We start from the raw sequence: 21,413 nt of genomic DNA, 5'->3' as shown, positions 1-21,413 counted from the left end.
ACCATACACCGCCCATTATCAATGATAGGAAGTTACTCCCCTATTATTCAGATGACACCCATATCAATCATGGAATCTGCAACCTTAACAAAGCCGGCAATATTAGCGCCAACCATGTAGTTACCGGGGAATCCAAACTCCTCTGCAGTGGCAACTGCAGTATCGTGGATGCCTACCATAATCGAGTGCAAACGCTCGTCAGCCTGTTCAAATGACCAGTGGCTGCGGGAAGCATTCTGCTCCATCTCCAGACCTGAAGTGGCTACGCCGCCGGCATTGGAGGCTTTACCAGGAGCGTAATGAATACCAGCCTGGCTGAAGGTCTCGATAGCTTCAGGTGAGCAGGGCATATTTGCTCCTTCCGCCACAAACTTTGTGCCATTCTTCACAAGTGTGGCAGCAGCATCGCCGTCAAGCTCATTCTGAGTAGCGCACGGTAGTGCTACATCGCACTTAACATCCCAGATAGAACCATTAGCAACAAAAGTGGCGCTGGAACGACGGTCTGCATACTCATTAATACGACCGCGCTCAACTTCTTTGATCTGCTTGAGGAGCTCAACGTCAATACCCTCAGGATCATAGACGTAACCGGAAGAGTCCGATGCAGTGACAACCTTAGCTCCGAGCTTCTCAGCTTTTTCAATTGCGTAAGTAGCAACGTTACCGGCACCAGAAACAACAACGGTCTTACCATCGAAACTGGTACCCGCATCCTTCAACATTTCTTCGGCAAAGTACACAAGTCCGTATCCAGTTGCCTCGGTACGAACCAGCGATCCTCCCCAATTGAGACCCTTACCAGTAAGAACACCAGCATCAAAGCTGTTGCGGATGCGCTTGTACTGTCCATAGAGGTAGCCAATCTCGCGGCCACCAACACCGATGTCTCCAGCAGGAACGTCAACATTCTCACCGATGTGGCGCTGCAGCTCAGTCATGAATGACTGGCAGAAACGCATGATTTCGTCGTCAGACTTTCCCTTGGGATCAAAGTTAGAACCACCTTTGCCGCCACCAATAGCGAGGCCAGTGAGGGAGTTCTTAAAGATCTGTTCAAAACCTAGGAACTTGATGATGCCGAGGTTAACAGAGGGGTGGAAACGTAGACCGCCCTTATATGGACCCAAAACACTGGAGAATTCAACACGGTAACCGCGGTTGACGTGGTATTCTCCCTTGTCATCCATCCAAGGGACACGGAACATTATCTGGCGTTCCGGCTCAACAATACGGTCCAGGAGTGCCCGGTCAGTATATTCAGGACGTTCCTTGATGACCGGCTCAAGCGATTCAAGAATCTCCTTCGCAGCCTGGTGGAATTCTTTTTCTCCAGGGTTGTTAGCAACCAGGTTAGAATAGACTTCCTGTAGCCGAGTACTTGGCATGAGAGTGCCTTTCGTGTTGTGTGTTGTGTGATGAGACTCGAAAGACCATCACTTGTGTCAGCGGAATACACCGCCTAAACTGGAGAACCCAGTATCACCGTCTTGTGCAAGCGGATTGCTGTGTACCATGTACGTCCATGTGGTAGATGGGCGTACCATGCCAGCTAGATCGAGGTCAGGAAGACCGTTGGATAGGTCTAGCTTATTGAATGCTTCCTCGGCGCGCTTCTCAGCGCGTTCGATGAAGTCTTCAAAGGCCTCAATCGCAATACGATGGTATTCATCCAGAGGATTCTGGCGCCCCAAAGCGCGCAGGTGAATACTCTCCCGCACGTCATCAAGGTATGCCAGATGATCAGCCCATCCACGGTCAAGGTGGAAGAGCATGATATTTCGCGCAAGTTGATCTGCATCCTCAGCAGAGAACTTGGCCATTACCTCACTCCACTTGTCAGTGTTATGTGAGGCAAAGTATTCAGAGGCCACATTTGTGGTCAGGATACGGTCACGCTGCTCAGAGACAATGGCACGCTGATCTGCAACTAGGCGTGAATAACGCCATGTGTATGCATGAATATCCAGCATCTGCCCCTCAGTGACACGCTGTGCATGGTTAACAAGACGAAGAGCCTTTGGCGTTGTAAAAAGACCGTCACGATCAGTTGCCCCCGGCCATTTAGCATCCGGAGCACCAGCAGCAATAAGCTCATCCTCCATAGAGATGAAGAACACGCTCATGCCCGGATCACCCTGCCTACCAGAGCGCCCTCGCAACTGGTTATCAAGCCGTTCTGTGCGGTAGCGAGAAGTGCCAATCACACACAATCCCCCGGCATCAACAACCTTGGAACGGTCGACTTCATCGGAGCCACCCAGGCGAATATCAGTACCACGACCAGCCATCTGCGTGGAAACAGTAATAGCTCCATAGGCGCCTGCTTCCGCGACGACTTTTGCCTCCGCAGCATCGTTTTTAGCGTTCAATACGTTGCAGTGCAGTCCTTCAGCACGCAACTGATCAGCCAGATCTTCTGACTCTGCCACATTCTGCGTACCGACAAGAATAGGTTGGCCTTTTTCGTGCACGTTCTTAATGAACGTCACAATAGCTGCTTGCTTATTACCTGCAGTATCGTAAACACGATCTTTTTCATCAACACGAATACATGGCTTATTCGGTTCAATGGGAGAAACTTCTAGATTATAGAAGCGTCGGAACTGCTCACCCGCAGCAAGTGCTGTTCCTGTCATGCCGCATACTGTTGGATAACGACCAATAAGAGCCTGAATAGTGATGGTGTCGAGCACTTCCCCAGCTTCCGAGATGGGGAGTCCTTCTTTTGCCTCAACTGCCGCTTGCAAACCATCCGGCCAACGCTGTAGCTCTGCAACACGACCACGTGCAGCATCAATAAGCTTCACTTCATTGTTACGAACAATGTAGTGTACGTCTCGTTGCAGCAGTACATGTGCATGTAGAGCAACATTAACCTGTACAAGAGTGGTGCCTACATGCTCATCGTCATAGAGGCTAATACCACCTAGTTGCTTTTCTACAAAGCGCGATCCTTCATCCGTGAGATAGATATTGCGCTTTTCTGCATCTGTCTTGTAATGCCGATGTGACTGCAGCTGCTTAACAATGTCCACAACATCTTCTGAAGGAATCTCTCCTGCTGTGGAACCCGCAAGCACCAAAGGAACGAGTGCTTCATCGACTAGTACTGAGTCAGCCTCATCAACAATGGCGACATCCGCCTTGGGGGCAAGAAGATCATCTGCACGTGTAACAAGCTGATCTCGGAGAACGTCAAAACCAATCTCATTTACCGGAGCATACGTAATATCGCAGGCATAAGCTGCTTCACGCTCTTCCCGCGTAGAGGATTCATTGATCCAGCCAGAACGTAAACCAACGATATTAAAAAGCGGCTCCATCCACATGGAGTCGCGTCGGGCTAGATAGTCATTCACCGAGATAACGTGAACAGCGTGTCCACTGAGCGCGTATCCCACGGCTGCGATAGCTCCAGAAAGTGTTTTACCTTCACCCGTCGCCATCTCGATGACATCGCCATCTAGCAAACGCAAGGCGCCTTCTAGCTGAACATCAAAGGGCCTCAATCCGAGACTACGATCCGCCGCTTCGCGAATTAAAGCTAAAAACCGTGGATACTCCGGGGCATCATCAGACAGAAGATCCAGTGCGTGCGCGGCATCAGCGAATTCATCATCTTTGAGAGAAGACGCCCATTCATCATATTTTTGCGAAAGGGAAACAGCAGATTCCGCTTCTTCCCGGTTTTTTGAGGTCGAAGCTCCCAGAAGTTTCCAGAACTTTCCGAAACCTTTCACAGGAACTCCTCCTCTGTCGCTTAGCTAACGACGTATTCGCCACAGCTGAATGCTGAGCTATGCTGACTTTGCCAGCCTACAGAATCAGTTTAGCTATAGGGAAGACAAAACGACATTTCTAAGAAAGTTTTAGAGTTATTCTTTGCGAAAATTGAGCCACGCATGGCTTTTGACTAAAAACAAGAATTTTTACAACACCACAACAACAGTCTCAGTAGTGGGTATGAATGCTTGAGCATGGCATGGATACCTGAGACGCATAACAAATATTAGACGGCGACCTACATGCGTAGGCCGCCGTCTAATATCTATCTTTGTCGGGCTAGCGGGATTTGAACCCACGACCCCTTGACCCCCAGTCAAGTGCGCTACCAAACTGCGCCATAGCCCGTCCACTGTCTGTGACAGCTTCTCTACTCTATAACGAGAAGTATAGATTTTCCCAATCGCCTGCAAGACAGTTATTTCCATAGAAATAATCACTATGGATTTTCGTTATTCTACTAACGACGCTTCTCCCTTACTCGTACGCTAATACGGATAGGAGAACCACTAAATCCAAAACTTTCACGTAACTTACGTTCCAGGAAACGCCGATATCCAGCTTCCAAGAAACGCGTCGTAAACAGAGCAAATGTAGGAGGGCGAGTAGCTGCTTGTGTCGCAAAAAGAACACGTGGAAGTCTGCCACCACGCATCGGGGGCGGAGTAGCCGCCACAACTTCCTTTAGCCACTGGTTGAGCTGTCCTGTTGGAATACGTTTGTCCCAGCTCTCCAGTGCTTCTTCAATAGCGGGTACAAGTTTCTGCAAGGATCGACCAGTCGCGGCAGAAATATTAATACGCTTAGCCCAACTCAACTGTTGTAGATCGCGTTCAATTTCTCGTTCTAATTCGCGTTGTCGCTCTTCATCGACAAGATCCCACTTATTATAGGCAAGAACAACAGCACGGCCAGCTTCCAGAACCATATTAACAACGCGCTGATCTTGTTCAGTGATGGGCTGTGAAGCATCAATAAGCATAATGACAACTTCTGCCGTCTCAATAGCTGCTTTCGTCCGCAATGATGCGTAGTATTCGTGGCCTTGTGCTTGGCCTACACGCTTGCGTAACCCAGCAGTATCAACAAAGTGCCAGAGCTGACCATCTAATTCAACAAGTGAATCAACTGGGTCAACAGTAGTGCCCGATGCATCATCCACCACTGAACGATTTTCCCCAGACAGTTTATTGAGTAACGAACTTTTACCGACATTGGGCTTTCCAACAAGTGCCACACGCCGTACTCCTGTAAGCGCCGTTTCACCACGACGCGGGTGTTCTGGTAGCAACGTAACAATTTCATCCAGAAGATCGGCAGCACCACGCCCATGCAGCCCTGAAATTGGATGTGGCTCTCCCAGACCCAACGACCAAAAGTCAGCTGCATCCCCATCAGCGTTAGGAGAATCAGACTTATTCGCAGCAACAAGAACCGGAATATCTGAGCGCAGCAGACTCCGAGCGGCAATTTCATCCGTGATAGTGACGCCTACTGTGGAATCGACAACGAGTACAATAATATCTGCTGTTTGCATGGCAGATTCTGCTTGCTTGGCGATTTCCTTATTCATACCTTTTGCGTCTGGTTCCCACCCACCGGTATCCGTCACCATAAAACGCCGTCCATTCCACAGCGCTTCATAGGAGTTACGGTCACGGGTAACACCAGGAAAATCTTCCACAATGGCTTCACGACGGCCAATAAAACGATTAACTAGCGTAGATTTCCCTACATTGGGGCGCCCCACCACAGCGACTACCGGAAGTAGCTCTTTTTCTTGTGTGTGGTCAATATCCTCATCAGTGAGGTAATCAGCTGCTAAACGCTCCCATGCTTCTTCAGTAGATGCGTCATACTCCCCCAAATCAGCATCATAGGAAGAGTCATTCGACTCAACATTTTCATCCCCGCAGTCTCCTTCAGCAGCCTGTTTTTCACGAGCTAACTGAGCAATGATGGAAACGGTCTGCGAAAATTCATTACCAGTAGAATCCACCACAATGGCATCTTCTGCTTGCCGTAAGGGCGATACAGCCCGAGTGGAATCAGCTTTATCACGAGCGAGGACAGAAGACAGTACCTCATCAAAGGTTGTTGTCCGCCCTTCTGCAAGATCCTGTTCTAATCGACGACGTGCGCGTTCTTCAGGAGACGCAGTAAGGAAAATCTTGAGAGGTGCATCGGGCAATACAACAGTTCCAATATCACGCCCATCAACGATGGCACCACATCCACTACACGCTAGTTTACGTTGGAATTCAACCAGCTTTTCACGTACTTCAGGGATAGCAGACACTGCAGATACGTGTGCGGTCACATCCGCCTCACGAATTTCCGCAGTAACGTCTTCACCATTGAGATAAAAATACGTTTTATTCGGGTCAGACGACACACTGATATCAGTCTCATCAAGGAGCTTCACAATTGCAGCTGTATCATCGCTGCTAAGTCCCACCCGTAAAACAGCCAAGGTAATAATGCGGTACATGGCTCCAGTATCGAGATAAGCCATACCCAATTCTTGTGCAACAGCTCGGCAAACAGTGGATTTTCCGGCTCCACTGGGTCCATCTACAGCAATATAAAACGTCATAGTTGTACCGCCTCGTAGAGTGATGCAATTTCTTTACTGGATAACTTACGGAGAGAACCAGAACGCTGATTCCCGAGCGCTACTCTCCCTAGTTGTGTACGGACAAGCTCAATAACGGGGAAGCCTATTTCAGCCAACATCCGTCGCACGATTCGGTTTCGACCTTCGTGAACCACAACTCTCACCAGAGTTTTTCCATCCAATTTATCGATGATCTGTAGTTCATCTGCACTAATTGGACCATCATCAAGGTCAATCCCCTGACGCAGCTTACGCGCCTCACGTTGTCCCATTACTCCTCGTACAGTAGCGAGATACGTTTTTGGGACCTCGTAGGAGGGATGCATAAGACGATGAGCTAATTCCCCATCATTGGTGAGAAGTAACAGTCCTTCTGTGTCTTGATCCAACCTACCTACATGAAAAAGCCGCTGTCCTGCGCGAATACGGTCTGCAACGATATCGCCTACGCACGGACGTCCATGATCATCAGACATAGCCGACAGGTAACCACGGGGTTTATTAAGGAGAAGATAAACATGTTCTTCTCTCGCAATAACACGTTCCCCATCAACATGTACTACAGCGTTGGCAGGATTAACTTTTACACCCTGCTGACGGATCACTTTACCATTCACTTGTACGCGTCCTGCCGCAATGAGCTCTTCAGAAACACGCCGTGAGGCGACACCTGCTTGCGCCAGATATTTCTGTAGCCGCATTTCTTGCGGCGGATGAGAAGAAGATACGGAAACGTCAACAGGGTTGTCCGCCGTTACCATGTGATGCCGACTGGGCCGAGCCGAGGATGTACGTGGGAGATTCTTCTTTACTACAGAAGAATGTGATGAATAAGAATTTTTTCGAGGACTCTTCCTTGCCGGTGTGCCATCACGGCGAGCGGGTCGGTTCACAATGTTCTCTTTTCTACACCATATTCAGCATCATGTTTAGTGCTGAGATGAATCAGGTTAACGTGGCCATTGTCTCATTTTGAAGGGGCTCCGTCACCTTTGTCATCACCAAACTCGTCTTCCGCTCTAGTATCCGTTTGTCCGGTTTTAGCACGATGCGCTTCAAAACTTAGACGTGCCTCATCATCTATTTCATCAATACGTTCTACATCAGGCAATAGAGGTGCTAAATCGGGTAGTGCGGAAAGATCCGTTAACCCAAGTTGTTCGAGAAAAAGTGATGTTGTACAAAACAGCATTCCTCCAGTTTCTGGATCGTGACCATTTTCGACGATAAGTCCGCGCGCTTGCAGTGTCCGCATTACCCCTTCGACATTCACTCCGCGTACGGCAGAGACTTGAGAACGGGTAACTGGTTGACGGTAAGCCACTACAGCTAAGGTCTCTAAAGCTTGCCGTGATAATGTTCCACGACTACCGTCAAGCAATACTTTTTCAACATAGGGTGCATATTCTGCGCGAGTATAAAGCCTCCACCCATCGGGCATTTCTCGTAGATCAATACCACTATGGGCAGAATTCAATTCATCGGACCACTGTACGAGAATATTTCGTACAGTCTCTTCATCACTATCAACAGCTCGTGCTAAATCGCAGGTAGTAATAGGGGTATCAACAATAAGCACAACCGCTTCAATAGCGCCACGCAAAGTGCCGGGCAGAGTAGATTCCGTATTGTTGATGTCGTTCTTATCCATAGTTATCCGCTATTCCCCCATTGCTCTTTCTAGCTCATCGTCGGTAAATGTTTTACCAGTCCATTCAACATAGAGATTCCCTAAAGGATCTTCCTGGTCGAAATCAACAGCTTTTAGTTTGTACAGTTCCAATAAGCTGAGGAATCGACCAACAACTGTCATATTTTGCGAACAGTCAGCGACAAGCTGTGCAAAGTCCATTCTCTCGCCACGGTGTAATCCTGATAGTGCTCTCACAATGTACTGAGCTTCTTGTTTAACTGAGACGACGGGAACATGCACATGCGTAGTACTCACGCTCGGAACGGGTTTAGGACGGAAAGCTACCGCAGCAAGTAGTGCAAATTCCGTTGCACTCATTCCTAGATCAACTGGCGGGAGCAGGTGAAGATAATGTTCTTCAGGTGCCACTGAGCGCGCGTATCGATGGGGCGCTTCCTGCTGCCATCGGGCAAACTGTTGCGCAACCTCTTTAAAAGCCTTGTATTGGAAAAGACGGGCAAAAAGAAGATCCCGTGCTTCTAGTAATTCAAGATCTGCGGGATCGACCATATCTCCCTGTGGGAGGAGCCGGGCAGTTTTAAGATCAAGAAGAGTCGCAGCAACAACAAGAAACTCTGTGACAGCATCCAGGCCTTTTTCTTCACTTAGACTCCGCGTATAGGCTACAAACTCATCAGTAACCTCATGAAGTGCCACTTCGGTAATGTCTAATTTACGGTCTTGAATAAGCTGTAACAGCAGGTCAAATGGCCCTTCAAAGTTTCTTAGCCGAAGTTGGAAACCGTCCTCATTCACAATTTAATGCTCAATCCGCTCAATAACTTCAGCAGCTAACTGGCGATACTGTTGTGCGCCTGGTGACGAGGATGCCCACGTAATAATGGGCTCTCCAGCCACCGACGTTTCTGGAAATCGTACGGTTCGAGTAATAACTGTTTCAAAAACAGTATCCCCAAAAGCTTCCATAAGCCGCGACATAACATCACGGGCATGCAGAGTGCGACCATCATAAAGGGTGACGAGAATCCCGGTAAGAGACAAACGGGGATTAAGGCGCGCTCGTACTTTATCCATAGTGTCAGTGAGAAGAGCCAGACCTCGCATAGAGAAGAACTCACATTCCATTGGAATGATGACTCCATCGGAGCATGCTAAAGCATTCACCGTTAGTAACCCTAGAGATGGCTGACAATCTACCAATATGTAGTCATAACGATCCATAACTGGATAAATTGCTCGATAAAGCGCCTGCTCTCGCCCTACTTCAGATACCAGTTGAATTTCTGCCGCAGAGAGATCAATATTGGCAGGAATAACGTCGAGGTTTTCCGTGTGTGTATGAACGATAACTTCATCAACGCTGACAGATGTATCAACTAAGAGATTATAGATCGTTGTATCCAGTTCATAGCTCTGAATGCCTAAACCAGCAGAAAGCGCTCCCTGCGGATCCAGATCGACGAGAAGTACACGACGTCCAGTTTCTGCAAGTGCAGCGCCCAGATTAATAGAGGAGGTAGTTTTCCCCACACCACCTTTTTGGTTACACATGGAGATGACGACAGCAGGCCCATGGCTAGTCTTTGGTTGGGGGGTTGGGATCTCACGAATCGGTCGCCCAGTAGGTCCAAGTTTTGTAGCACCAGTTGTAGCGCTCTTTTGATCGCTACTTTTTCCTGGATCCTGCAACCGAACTGCCATGGTGGAGTTCTCCTTTCACTGTTCCCTATTAGCCTACCGTGCGCGCGGGTGTGACTCTGCCCAAACCTCGCGTAAAGATTCTGCTGTCACCATCGTATAGATCTGAGTGGTAGTCACTGACGAGTGTCCTAATAATTCCTGCACGACACGAACATCTGCGCCGCCTTCTAACATGTGTGTGGCAAAAGAGTGTCGTAACGTGTGGGGAGAGACGTCTTCTGTAATATGCGCTTGATCAGCTGTATTTTGAATAATCTGCCAGGCACTTTGTCTGCTTAAACGATTACCTCGCAAGTTAAGAAAAGCTGCATGAGTTTTCCCTTTCGACAATGCAGGACGCGAACGTACGAGATACTCCTGGTATGCCTTAAGTGCTGGTCCTCCCACTGGCACTATGCGTTCTTTATCCCCTTTACCATGCAAGAGAACGGAAGCGTTCTCAATGTCTATATCGCCAATATTAAGGCCAGTAATTTCAGAGATTCGTGCGCCAGTTGTATAAAGCATTTCTAAAAGTGCCCGATCGCGTAATGCACGAACTGGATCGGGAGAGGACCCATCCCCTGCTCCTTCTAAAAGTTTAAAAATAGTATTCACCGGTAATGCTTTGGGAAGACGCTGAGCAATTTTTGGAGGAGGTACTGTAGCCGCTGGATCGCTCTCTGTTATTCCTTCCCGGAAAGCGAATTTATGTAGTCCTCGAACAGAGACCATGACGCGTGCCGCCGAACTGGCCGCAAGCGGCGCATATCCTAACTTTTTATCTCCAGCTACTAAAGAATCTCGAAACTCCTCGAGATGGTTTTGGGTAACTTCCCCTAAAGAATTCACTGGATAGCACGTAAGGAAAGAAATATACCGATCGATATCCCGCCGGTATGCCTGCAGTGTATTGTTGGAGGCCGCTCGTTCCACTGCGAGAAAATCAAAATAGGAATCGACAGGTGTTGTAAAGTCTGACATCACTGGCTTCCTTTTCTTTACTCACGCAGTCAATTTCACCATATTTACACGTACTATGGTGTTACTTCTGCCATCCTTTCCGCTGCGCAAAACGCCATGCTTTGGTATCCCAGTCTGCATCAGTTGAGCGGAGCATACCGACGGAATTAGTTGCTAAAGCATAGGCTGCTCCTAAAATGCCAGCTATCGCAATATTGTTAACAATCTCACCAGAGTAAATATGCTGCACAGCTTGCGAAAGGGGCATCCACTGTAATCTCATGTCAGCCTCTTCCTCCTCTGGTGATGGACGATCGACGGAATAGATTCCACGCGCTAAAAAAATTCGCACAGATTCGTCCGCAAATCCTGGAGAAGTAACAGTATCTGCAATAGCATGCCATTCTTCAGCTGCATACGATGTTTCCTCACAGAGTTCACGCTGTGCTGCAGTAAGTGGCTTTTCTCCCGGAATATCTAGTATTCCAGCAGGTATTTCCCATAAACGTCGTCCTGTTGGATGTCGGTATTGATACTCAAGTAGCACTTTCATCTCTTCATTGAGAGCAACAATAGCCACAGCACCGGAATGTTCTACGACTTCTCGAGTTGCTATAGTTCCTCCGGGCATTCTTACAGGATCTTTACGCAGCGCAAGAATTGCTCCTTCATAAAGAGTCCTTGAATCCACAACCTCAAAGTCATGTGTACTAGGTGCGTTAACCATGGTGTGCTCCTTGATAACCATCAAGCGTTCTTATTGTGATGGTAACGCAGTGCCTCTACTACTAGTCGATGGAACAATGGATGTGGTTGGGTGGGACGAGACTTGTATTCCGGATGTGCTTGTGTAGCAACTAGGAAAGGATGTAACGAGCGATCATATTCAACGAATTCGACTAATTTACCGTCTGGACTTGTACCAGAGATATGTAGTCCGACACTTTCCATATCGTCCCTATAGTCGTTATTGACTTCGAAACGATGGCGATGTCGTTCGGTAATGGATGTTCTACCGTAGATTTCTGCAACAAGCGAGTCTTTTTTCAACACTGCAGGGTACGATCCCAGTCGCATAGTACCGCCCATATCAGCATTGCCTGCCACAATCTCTTCTTGCTCAGCCATCGTATGAATTACTGGATGTGTCGTATCGGGGTCGAACTCAGTAGATGACGCATCATCAATACCCGCCGAACGAGCAGCTTCTAGTACTATGCATTGCAAGCCTAAACATAGACCTAGCAGCGGTATTTTATGTTCACGAGCATAGCGAATAGCGCCTATTTTTCCTTCAATTCCTCGTATTCCGAAGCCGCCTGGGACAACAATACCGTCTACATCGGCAAAGAGCTCAGCTGTAGTGTCTGGGTCCTCGCATTCATCAGCGGATATCCATTTAATATTCGCTTTACTGTATTCGGCAAAAGCACCTGCACGAACTGCTTCAATAACAGACAGATATGCGTCTGGTAAATCAATGTATTTGCCAACAATCGCTATAGTAACTTCACTCTGGGGGTGATGAACACGGTCAAGAAGATCTCCCCATATGGTCCAGTCTACGTCGCGGAACGGCAACTCAAGTTTACGGATGACGTAGGTATCCAGACCCTCATCATAAATAACTCTAGGGATATCGTAGATGGATGGTGCGTCGGGACAAGAAATAACGCCTTCATCATCAACATCGCACATACGCGCAATCTTGTTTTTCAATGCGTCCGGTACCGGTCGATCAGCTCGCAATACTAACGCATCGGGAACAATACCGATACTGCGTAAAGTCGCCACAGAGTGTTGAGTTGGTTTTGTCTTTAACTCTCCCGATGGGGCAATATACGGCACTAATGAGCAGTGCAAGTAGAAAATATTTTCTCGTCCAACATCATGGCGTAGCTGTCGAACAGCTTCTAGGAAAGGCTGTGATTCAATATCGCCTACCGTGCCACCAATTTCAGAGATAACGACATCTGGTGAGATACCGTTCTCGTCGGGTTCTTCCATCGCAAGGATAGCTTCTTTAATGGCATCAGTAATATGCGGTATTACCTGTACGGTTCCCCCTAAATACCCACCACGCCGCTCTTTAGCTATGACATTGGTATAAATGCGCCCAGTAGTGATGTTACCGCGCTGTGACATGGGTACATTCAAAAATCGTTCATAGTGGCCGAGATCAAGATCAGTCTCCGCTCCATCTTCAGTAACATACACTTCACCATGTTGGAAAGGATTCATAGTGCCAGGATCAACGTTGAGATAAGGATCCAGTTTTTGCATGGTGACGGAAAGACCACGGGAAATAAGAAGCTGTCCAAGACTAGCTGCCGAAAGGCCTTTACCGAGGGATGATACAACCCCACCTGTAACAATAATGTGTTTACACGCGCGCTTATCAGTTCTATTTAGTCTATTTAGCACGAAAACTCCCGTATGTTTCGTGTGCATTTTTTAAAAAAGCACACTTTTCCTACGGGATTTCAGATTATCATAGCGGTGTTGCTGGGGTCACTTTGTCTTCGTTAACTCGACAAGACGTAACACAATATTTGCCTGGCCAGATTTCTTATCTGCTTTGCCTACAACAGCAAGTTTCTTTGTCGTAAAAGTTTTTGCTGCTGTAAGAGGACCATTCACATGTTCAGCACCTGTTGCACCGGTAACAACGGTAGCAACTTTTCGTTGCGCTAATCCCTCCGCAATTTTCGCTATCGTTATCCCTCGTACTCCATCTTCGGAGTTAGGTGCTGAACTGTTATTGGCTCCTCCGGATACGAGAATTGCACAGTCAGCTTCCCCGAGAAAACTATCGGGAGTCACAAAACCATTAGCTGCCAGCCGATCCATAAAAGTAGAACGTGCTGCATCTACTGTTGGAGTATCCGCTTGTACAGATAATGATCCCAGAATAGAGCCCGTTAAACGGCCTGAATTCTGATCTCTATCTGTTGGTAACTCAACTCCTTTGGGAAGAGCATTAGTAACAAGGGTAGAAAGTTCAGCATCATTTTCTGTGGCAGCAAATTTTGGTGTCAGGGTGATAAATCCTGTTAGTCGACCAGCAGCAGATGTCACTTGCTTCTGAATTTGGGCAATTGTCTCACGATTAGCCGCAGGAGTAGCGATAATAAGTACTTTTCTATTAGCAAGAGCCCGTACAGGTACATCTGGTACAACATCTTCTGTCTGTGTGGCAGTAGTAGATGTTGAATTATCTGAAGAGACTAGTGTTCCTCCGGTAATAATGCCAATGCCAAGTGCAGCAAACACTGCAGCAATGGTAAGAGCAATTCCGTTTCCCTTTTTCATCTTTTATCTTCCCTAGGAATAGCGGTCATGGAACAACTAGAACCAGCCTTGGACAGTAGTAGCAAAGCTATTCCATCCATCGATAATGGTTGAGGCACCTGGAGCATCTGGAAAACCATAGAGATACACCATAAAAGCAGCAAAAATAACAGCTACTACAACTAGCAGTACGGCCCACCAGCTCACTGTTTGGTCAGGTCGGAGCGAGCTTATAGCTTGCGCATCAACAAGACAATGCGCAACTTTTAACCGGGTAAGAAAGGCCGCGGCACTAGTACATATAGAATCTGGATCCAAGAAGTCCTGCAAACTCATTGTTAGCCCGACGGCAACAACAAGAGACGCTCCTGCATAATCTACGAGTAGAAGTGCAAGTTCTTCTGCATCTGCAACCGCTGGAAAAGTAATTGCAGAAACCCCTTGGTCCTGTACTCTCTCTAGACCTTCTGCATGCCCATCCGGGGAGGCAGGAAGGACTAATTGGGCTCCACATTGTAGAGTTTCATTAGTCATACTGCGGGGGTCTCCAACTAATAAATCAGGCTTATATCCTGCATCTACGAGGAGCTCGGCACCTGCATCAACACCGACTAAAACCGGTTTATACTTTTTAATAAACCAGCGGATAGAACGAAGCTGAGCGGCACTTTCACTACTATTCCCAATAACAACTACTTTACGGTCGACCATATTGCAATCGACATCGGGCACACCGATACCTTCTAGTAAAAGAGGCGACTCTGTTGAAAGAAATTCCGCAGTGTTACCCGCAAAAGCAGCTAATTGTTCATTAACACGCGTACGGCGTTCTTCAATCTTCCGTGAAACCTCTGGGAGAGTAAGTGCGTTACCGTGCGCTACGGCTTCGCCTTTCACCCAAATAGTTCCGGTATCCATGGAAAGTGGATGACCTTCTCGAACAACATCAAAAATGGTCTCCCCTACTTCATCAACTACTGCTACACCTGCTTGCAATAACGTAAGGGTTCCATAGGTGGGATATTTATTCGACAGTGCCGATGCAGCGTTAATTACTCCCACAACTCCGGCTTTAAGAAGATCCTCTGCTGTGGCTTGTGTAAGGTCTGGCTCATTGATGACGACGATATCACCCGGTTTTACTCGATGAAGCACACGCGCGAGAGAACCATCCACTCGTGCGATCCCGGTAATTCCAGGATCAGAGTTACTATCGGAACGAGAAATAGGCCACTTCATACCAGTTATTATTTCTGAATATGTCAATTGGATAGTAGAGGCGCGCCGAGTTTATAACGGTTAATCTGCAGTTTTTAATTTTTTAGCAGTTTCCCATAGTTCTTTGGCATGTGCTTTACCTGTTTCCGTATCTCCTATACCTGCCAGCATCCTTGAAAGCTCCAGTATCCGTTCATCGTCATCTAGATGAGTAACGGTTGTTACTGCTACCTGTGTGGAATTATCTTTCGTGACGGTAAGGTGAGAATCCGCAAAAGCAGCTACTTGCGGAAGATGTGTGACAGCGAACACTTGATGAGTTCGTGATAAACGGGAAAGACACCTCCCTATCTCCAATGCCGTTGAACCACCAATCCCGCTATCAACTTCATCAAAGATAAGAGTACGACCGTAGTCTTTTTGTGCAAGAACAACTTCTAAAGCCAACATCACTCGTGATAGTTCACCTCCAGAAGCTGCTTTTGAAATAGGTTGCGGGATGGAACCGTTATTCGCAGCCAGGAGGAAAGTGACACTATCTGCACCATATTCTGAAAAATGTTCTGTACTATCACTGGTAGCAGCATCGTCCAGAGGCGAAATATCAATAGTAAAAGTTGCTTTATCCATCGCCAATGTATGTAAAACAGACGTTACTAATTTTTGTAAAGTCCGAGCATATTTTTTACGAGCAAGGGTAAGAGTATGAGCCGCCTCATGAAGCTCTCCAGCTAATCGATCAACTTCTTTTTGGAGTTGGTCGAGAGTCGTTTCCGACGTATCAAGTTCAGCGATACGCTTCTCTGCGTCATTCTTCCATCGCAAGACATCATCAGCATCAACTCCGTATTTACGAATAATGTTTTTGATACTTGCTTGACGAGCTAATTTTTCTTCTAATACAACAGGATCTGCATCAAGAGCTTCAAGATAAGAATGAAGACCAGAGGAAAGTTCTTCAAGAATAGACAGTACTTCGTCAAGCTGTTCCGCTGACTCTTCCAGAACTGCATCACTGCTACCGTGTAAAACATCACGGCTTTCCCCCAAAGAACTAATAGCCGCCGGAGAGCTATGGTCGGGAAGAGAACTCAGCCCATCCCCTGACAAGAAGGAAACATCTCCGCTGACAAGAAAATAAGCACGACTGGCAATATCTCGTAGTTCGTCTACATCCATCAACCGGCGAATCTCTTCTTGAAGCTGCCTATCTTCTCCGGAAGAAAGATTTACCTGATTAATTTCTGCGACAGATTCTCGTAATTGAGCAACCTCACGGGCACGTTCGCGGCCCTGACTTTGGCGTTCGCGAAGTTCCCGAGAGCATACTTTCCACTGCTCCCATAGCTTTCGATAAACCGTGTACAGTTCACTAATCTCATCACCACCGTACTGGTCGAGTGCTTCACGCTGTTGTGCCGAACTCAGCAACCGTAACTGATCATGCTGTCCATGAATAGTCAGCAGAGGACGGCTAAATTCAGCAAGGATACCGGCAGGAACGCTTCGTCCTCCCAAATGCGCGCGAGAGCGTCCATCGGACCGTATCGTTCGTAAAGCGATAATTGATTCGTCGTCATCGGTTTCAGCACCGCACCCGGCAAGCAGCTCGCTTGTTTGATGAGCTAACTCATCAGGTAATCCATCTACATAAAAACGGCCTTCAACACGGGCTTCGCTAATATCCTCATCCGCCGTATTACGTACTTGTGATGAATCGGCCCTCTGCCCAGTAAGAAGCTGGAGCGATGAGACTACCATCGTCTTTCCAGCACCTGTTTCACCAGTGACAACAGTAAAACCCGGGTGTAGTTCAAGATCCGCTTCCGCGATAACACCTAAATTTGTAATTCGTAGTTCGCTTAACACAAGGCTAGATTAACTGATCTACGCATTTTTGTGGGGAGCTGCATGCGGAGAAACATCCCTCCATCCTTGGACGGGAAGATGGAATTTCCGTACCAATTTATCAGCAAAAGGACTGTTATCAAGGCGAATCATGCGAACTGGACGAGAGCCTTTTCGCACTTCAATACGCTCACCATTTTCCACACGAATTCCGCGGTATCCGTCAAGATAAGCCATCGCGAGACCACGCCCACAGTGAATATCAATTGTCACTAAAGAATCTGGAGAGACAACAAGTGGTCGTGTAAAAAGACCATGTGCATTATTCGGCATAACGAGCATAGCAGCCATCTGCGGCCAGACAACGGGTGCTCCCGCAGAAAAGGAATGTGCCGTAGAACCTGTCGGTGTCGAGACAAACATACCGTCACACGCATAACTAGAGACCGGCCGATTATCAATTGCTAATGTGGCTTCAAGAATTCCTCGATGCGTTGCTTTTTCTAAGCTAAGTTCGTTAATAGCCCAGCTACCAGTACGAACACGATTATCTGAAACAACTCCGACGTCAATAGTCATGCGATCTTCAACTGTGAAATCTCCTGATATGAGTCGATCGAGCGCATTCCAGATGTTATCTGCTTCAAGCTCTGCCAGAAAACCAACATGCCCCATATTGATACCAATTATGGGTATATCGGCACCATGTGCAAGATCTGTACCTCGTAAGAAACTACCGTCGCCGCCTAAAACAATTATGAGATCGCTAGAAGAAGCCGTACTGCGGGCCTCATCAATAACGGAAGCAGAGCAGGCTCCTGGAGGTTCATTCCATGGATCTGTGCTCAAAATACTACTGGTGATGCCTCTACTACGAAGATAATCAGCAACCTCATGAGCAACCTGAGGTGCATCATAGGAGTAACCAACAATGAGCACAGATTTGGGAGTAAAACCCACATGATTATGCTCAGAACGTTGTATCTTCGACATTATTGAGGTCCTTTTTCTACTGCTTCAGCTGCTAAAGCAGATATTTGGAATAGTGCTTCATCGTCATTTCCTACGATACACAATGGCCGTGTAAGCGAATCAGTATCGTTCTCTTCACTACCGCACTGCGAGTGAGGGTACGCTTCAATCCAGAGAAAATACTCTACATTTCCAGATGGTCCAGGAAGAGGAGAAGCAGCAATATCCCGAATACCCATGCCCAGATCAAGCGCTTTTTGGGCTACTTGGCATATTGCTTTCTGACGTTGTGCAGGATCTCGAACGACCCCTCCTGCTCCGACATTATCTTTTCCTACCTCAAATTGAGGCTTTACCATAAGCATCATTTGTGCGTCATCGGTACAACATGCAAGAAGTGCATCGAGCACTAAAGTCAAAGAGATAAATGAAAGATCCGATACAACTAGATCTACAGGACCACCAATACTAGCTGCATCGATGGAACGCACATTAGTACGATCAAGTACTGTTACACGCGGATCATTTTGCAGACGCCATATCATCTGCCCATATCCGACATCTACGCCTACAACATGCAAAGCCCCATTTTCGAGCAGTACATCAGTAAAACCACCAGTGGAAGCACCGGCATCGAGACAGCGTTTTCCCTCTACGGTAAGACCTTGCGGTCCAAACGCAGCAAGAGCGCCCAATAATTTGTGCGCTCCTCTACTAGCCCACTTATATTCTTCTAATTCTTCGACAACTAGTGGGGCATCAGAAGAGACTACACTAGCCGGTTTTTTAACCGGCATGCCGTTACATGTAACGCACCCAGCTTTAATCAGATCAGCGGCATGTTCACGGGAACGAGCGAGTTTACGGCGCACTAGCTCGGCGTCGGCACGGAGACGGTGCACCATCGGTAGATCCTTCCACTAGTCTAATTCGTCTTCGACAGCATCCAATGCCTGTGTTAGTAGATCATGAGCATCATTCAAAAAGCTAATAGCACTATCAGTATCATCATTGCACTCAAGACTCTTCGAGAGATACTGAGCAACTTCTTGATAGATTATTTCGGGAGTAACACCAGCAAATTTCTGTGCATTGGAGGCAAGTGAAGCAGGACTAGCTGAACTCATTGACTTAGTTGAGCTCATAGAGTCGACCATGATACAAGCTCCTCCGTATCAGTTGTATCAAATCCTTTTACTACTTTTACGCACTGAGTATTGTCCCATGCTTGCACAATAAGAGCAGCTATTTTTTCTACGTGGGAAGCATGTTTATTCAGAAATCTAACGGTAGCTACTCCGCTACAATCAACGTCAAGCAAAAGAATCTCTTTTGCATATGCACGCGAATAATGAGGAAGATTGAAATCTTTAGGGGAACACACAAGATCCTTTAAGAACCGCAGATCTGGCACTACATATGTAGGTCTCTGTTTCTTACTAGCATTACAAATATCTGTAATGCTAGTTACTCCGGTGAGCACGCAAAGAGTATCGTAGCCTGCATTATTACCCCCCTCAATATCAGTATCTAGTCTATCGCCAATAACAAGAGGATTTTGTCCCTCTACGAGATGAGCTGCTTGCTGCATACTTTGTGCAGCCGGTTTACCTGCAGTAATAGCACGTACACCTGTAGAGACCTCAACTGCAGCAACCATCGCACCGTTACCAACATTAAGACCTTGTTCACTGGGGAGGCATGTATCTTTGTTCGTTGCATAATACCGAGCACCATTCCTGATAGCCCTCGCTGCAGCAGACAGTTGTTTCCAGCCTGTGGCATCTGAATGCCCTTGTACAACTGCCTTCGTCTGACACGAATTATCTCGGACTGTAGAAAATCCACTTTCGCGAACTACCTGTTCAAGATAAGGAGTACCGAGAACAAGAACTTCTGCTCCCGATACAAGGTCCTTCTTCATTACTTGTGCCGCTAACTGTGCACTGGTCACAATATGCTGGACATCCGTGTTATAGCCAATACGCTTAAGTCGGTGATGCACCGTATCCGGAGAACGTGAAGCATTGTTTGTTACATAAACAACGCAGTCTCCGAATGTATTAAGAGCATCAACAGCGTAGGGAACAGGTAAATCACCGATGTTGGCGGTACCGTCTAGATCAACTAGAAAAGAGTCATAACTCGATTGTGCCACAGCGGAATTACCTTAATTCTCAAGTTCTTCAAGCCTATCAACGGCATCGGTAAGAACCTCATCATCAATTGCTACAACACGTTGGAACCAGTCAATAGCTTTATCTTTATCTCCAGCTGCCAAAAGTGCGTCTGCATAGGCGTAAAAATATCTGACCGCAGTATCCCCCACTTGTGACGGATCAAGATTGCCCTTTTCCAAAACTGCAATAGCAGCATCATACTCGTCCATATCTTCATGAGCTCCCGCAACGACAATGCGGAGTTCAGCTAAAGCAGTTTCATCTAAATCCTTAACATATTCACTGTTAAGCATTTCGATTGCGCGTTCTGGGCGCCCCAATCCTCGTTCACAATCAGCCATCAAACTGAGCATGCCTGGCCCTCCACCTATACGCCGAGCTGTACGTAACTCACTAAGTGCTTCTTGCCAGTGCCCTGTACGATAAGCAATGATGCCCGTATGCTCTCGTACTACTGCAATTCTGCCAGCATGATCGCGAGCTGCCTTCGCGTGAGCTAAAGCTTCTTTCGGATCTTCATCAATAAGTGCATACGAGGCAATCATATGGCTTGCAACTCGGTTAGCATTTTCTCTAGAGAGCATGTGAAGATCTCTTCGTATATCGCTAGGAAGATCGCGTGGATCTACCCATTCAGGAATCTGAGGATCTTTATTAGCCCGTTTAGACGACCGCTCATCTCGTGAACGATAGTTCTGATCCGGTGAGTAGCGCTTCTTCGTTGAAGAGTAAGAATTTCTCTTTCCCCCTCGAAAACGACGCTCATTCCCCGTAGAAGACGATTTATCCAACCGTTTATTGTGAGAATCATGGTGACGAAAACCGTTGCTATCCGTACGGTCATCCCATTTACTGTGTTGATTACCCCGTTTATATTTATGGTCAGAACTTCTGACATCAGAATTTCTTGAATTAAAGTTTTTTCTATCGTTCCTTCTCCTATTTTCGAAAGAACGAGATTGTCTTTGCTCTCCAGACTCTCTTGTTCCTCTAGTAGAGCGTTGGGAATGAGCAACTCGAGAAGAAGGATGATGGAATGATGTACTAGAAGAGCGCTTTCCCTTGTGGGACCCTTTATTATTCACGTACTCTGCCATCATATTTCCTTGATCCGTAATCTTTTGTGATTTTTAGTTTACATAAAAAAACTGTGGGGAGCCTCAAAGAGACTCCCCACAGCACAACGTTAAAGTTCGGCAGCGAC

General features: G+C 47.1%; 18 protein-coding genes and 1 tRNA gene. All 19 read right to left on the bottom strand.

Going from position 1 to position 21,413, the window contains the following annotated elements:
- Window positions 1–47: 47 nt before the first annotated feature.
- On the bottom strand, window positions 48–1,388 hold the full coding sequence (gene gdhA / locus QZV76_RS00095; RefSeq protein WP_290595209.1) for an NADP-specific glutamate dehydrogenase: 1,341 nt from the start codon (window positions 1,386–1,388) through the stop codon (window positions 48–50).
- Between the two features lie 57 nt (window positions 1,389–1,445).
- Window positions 1,446–3,743, bottom strand: a complete 2,298-nt coding sequence (secA2, locus tag QZV76_RS00090) for an accessory Sec system translocase SecA2 (protein ID WP_290595208.1) — start codon at window positions 3,741–3,743, stop codon at window positions 1,446–1,448.
- A 317-nt stretch (window positions 3,744–4,060) separates the two neighbouring features.
- Window positions 4,061–4,134 (bottom strand) — tRNA-Pro (locus QZV76_RS00085).
- 112 nt (window positions 4,135–4,246) lie between these two features.
- Window positions 4,247–6,382, bottom strand: a complete 2,136-nt coding sequence (gene der / locus QZV76_RS00080; RefSeq protein WP_290595207.1) for a bifunctional cytidylate kinase/GTPase Der — start codon at window positions 6,380–6,382, stop codon at window positions 4,247–4,249.
- Window positions 6,379–7,296: a pseudouridine synthase gene (locus QZV76_RS00075; protein WP_366664338.1), complete on the bottom strand. Its 918-nt coding sequence runs from the start codon at window positions 7,294–7,296 to the stop codon at window positions 6,379–6,381. Before QZV76_RS00075 ends, der begins: the two co-directional genes overlap by 4 nt.
- Window positions 7,297–7,370: 74 nt before the next feature.
- Entirely contained in the window at window positions 7,371–8,054 is a 684-nt protein-coding gene (gene scpB, locus QZV76_RS00070; protein WP_290595205.1) for an SMC-Scp complex subunit ScpB, read from the bottom strand.
- 9 nt (window positions 8,055–8,063) lie between these two features.
- Entirely contained in the window at window positions 8,064–8,852 is a 789-nt protein-coding gene (locus QZV76_RS00065) for a segregation/condensation protein A (protein ID WP_290595204.1), read from the bottom strand.
- Window positions 8,853–8,855: 3 nt separating this feature from the next.
- The gene (locus QZV76_RS00060; RefSeq protein WP_290595203.1) at window positions 8,856–9,758 is read right to left on the bottom strand and encodes a ParA family protein; all 903 of its coding nucleotides are present in this window, start codon (window positions 9,756–9,758) and stop codon (window positions 8,856–8,858) included.
- 33 nt (window positions 9,759–9,791) lie between these two features.
- Window positions 9,792–10,721 carry a site-specific tyrosine recombinase XerD gene (gene xerD / locus QZV76_RS00055; RefSeq protein ID WP_290595202.1) on the bottom strand — a complete coding sequence of 310 codons (930 nt, stop codon included), beginning with the start codon at window positions 10,719–10,721 and terminating at the stop codon, window positions 9,792–9,794.
- A 61-nt stretch (window positions 10,722–10,782) separates the two neighbouring features.
- On the bottom strand, window positions 10,783–11,427 hold the full coding sequence (locus QZV76_RS00050) for an NUDIX hydrolase (RefSeq protein WP_290595201.1): 645 nt from the start codon (window positions 11,425–11,427) through the stop codon (window positions 10,783–10,785).
- A 20-nt stretch (window positions 11,428–11,447) separates the two neighbouring features.
- A complete protein-coding gene (locus QZV76_RS00045) occupies window positions 11,448–13,151 on the bottom strand; it encodes a CTP synthase (protein WP_290595200.1) in 1,704 nt (567 codons plus the stop codon).
- A gap of 60 nt (window positions 13,152–13,211) precedes the next feature.
- The gene (locus QZV76_RS00040) at window positions 13,212–14,012 is read right to left on the bottom strand and encodes a copper transporter (protein WP_290595198.1); all 801 of its coding nucleotides are present in this window, start codon (window positions 14,010–14,012) and stop codon (window positions 13,212–13,214) included.
- Between the two features lie 36 nt (window positions 14,013–14,048).
- Window positions 14,049–15,230 carry a putative cytokinetic ring protein SteA gene (gene steA / locus QZV76_RS00035; RefSeq protein WP_290595196.1) on the bottom strand — a complete coding sequence of 394 codons (1,182 nt, stop codon included), beginning with the start codon at window positions 15,228–15,230 and terminating at the stop codon, window positions 14,049–14,051.
- A gap of 60 nt (window positions 15,231–15,290) precedes the next feature.
- On the bottom strand, window positions 15,291–17,078 hold the full coding sequence (gene recN, locus QZV76_RS00030; RefSeq protein WP_290595194.1) for a DNA repair protein RecN: 1,788 nt from the start codon (window positions 17,076–17,078) through the stop codon (window positions 15,291–15,293).
- Between the two features lie 18 nt (window positions 17,079–17,096).
- A complete protein-coding gene (locus tag QZV76_RS00025) occupies window positions 17,097–18,050 on the bottom strand; it encodes an NAD kinase (RefSeq protein WP_290595192.1) in 954 nt (317 codons plus the stop codon).
- Window positions 18,050–18,934 carry a TlyA family RNA methyltransferase gene (locus tag QZV76_RS00020; RefSeq protein WP_290595190.1) on the bottom strand — a complete coding sequence of 295 codons (885 nt, stop codon included), beginning with the start codon at window positions 18,932–18,934 and terminating at the stop codon, window positions 18,050–18,052. Before QZV76_RS00020 ends, QZV76_RS00025 begins: the two co-directional genes overlap by 1 nt.
- A gap of 15 nt (window positions 18,935–18,949) precedes the next feature.
- Window positions 18,950–19,156 carry a hypothetical protein gene (locus tag QZV76_RS00015; RefSeq protein ID WP_290595188.1) on the bottom strand — a complete coding sequence of 69 codons (207 nt, stop codon included), beginning with the start codon at window positions 19,154–19,156 and terminating at the stop codon, window positions 18,950–18,952.
- A gap of 14 nt (window positions 19,157–19,170) precedes the next feature.
- Entirely contained in the window at window positions 19,171–20,187 is a 1,017-nt protein-coding gene (locus QZV76_RS00010) for an HAD-IIA family hydrolase (protein WP_290595186.1), read from the bottom strand.
- Between the two features lie 12 nt (window positions 20,188–20,199).
- Entirely contained in the window at window positions 20,200–20,754 is a 555-nt protein-coding gene (locus QZV76_RS00005) for a tetratricopeptide repeat protein (RefSeq protein ID WP_290595185.1), read from the bottom strand.
- Window positions 20,755–21,413: the final 659 nt, after the last annotated feature.

It is taken from the genome of Lawsonella sp. (genome assembly GCF_011525565.1).
Taxonomy (GTDB): Bacteria; Actinomycetota; Actinomycetes; order Mycobacteriales; family Mycobacteriaceae; genus Lawsonella; species Lawsonella clevelandensis_A.
This window is presented reverse-complemented; position numbering and strand designations above follow the sequence as displayed.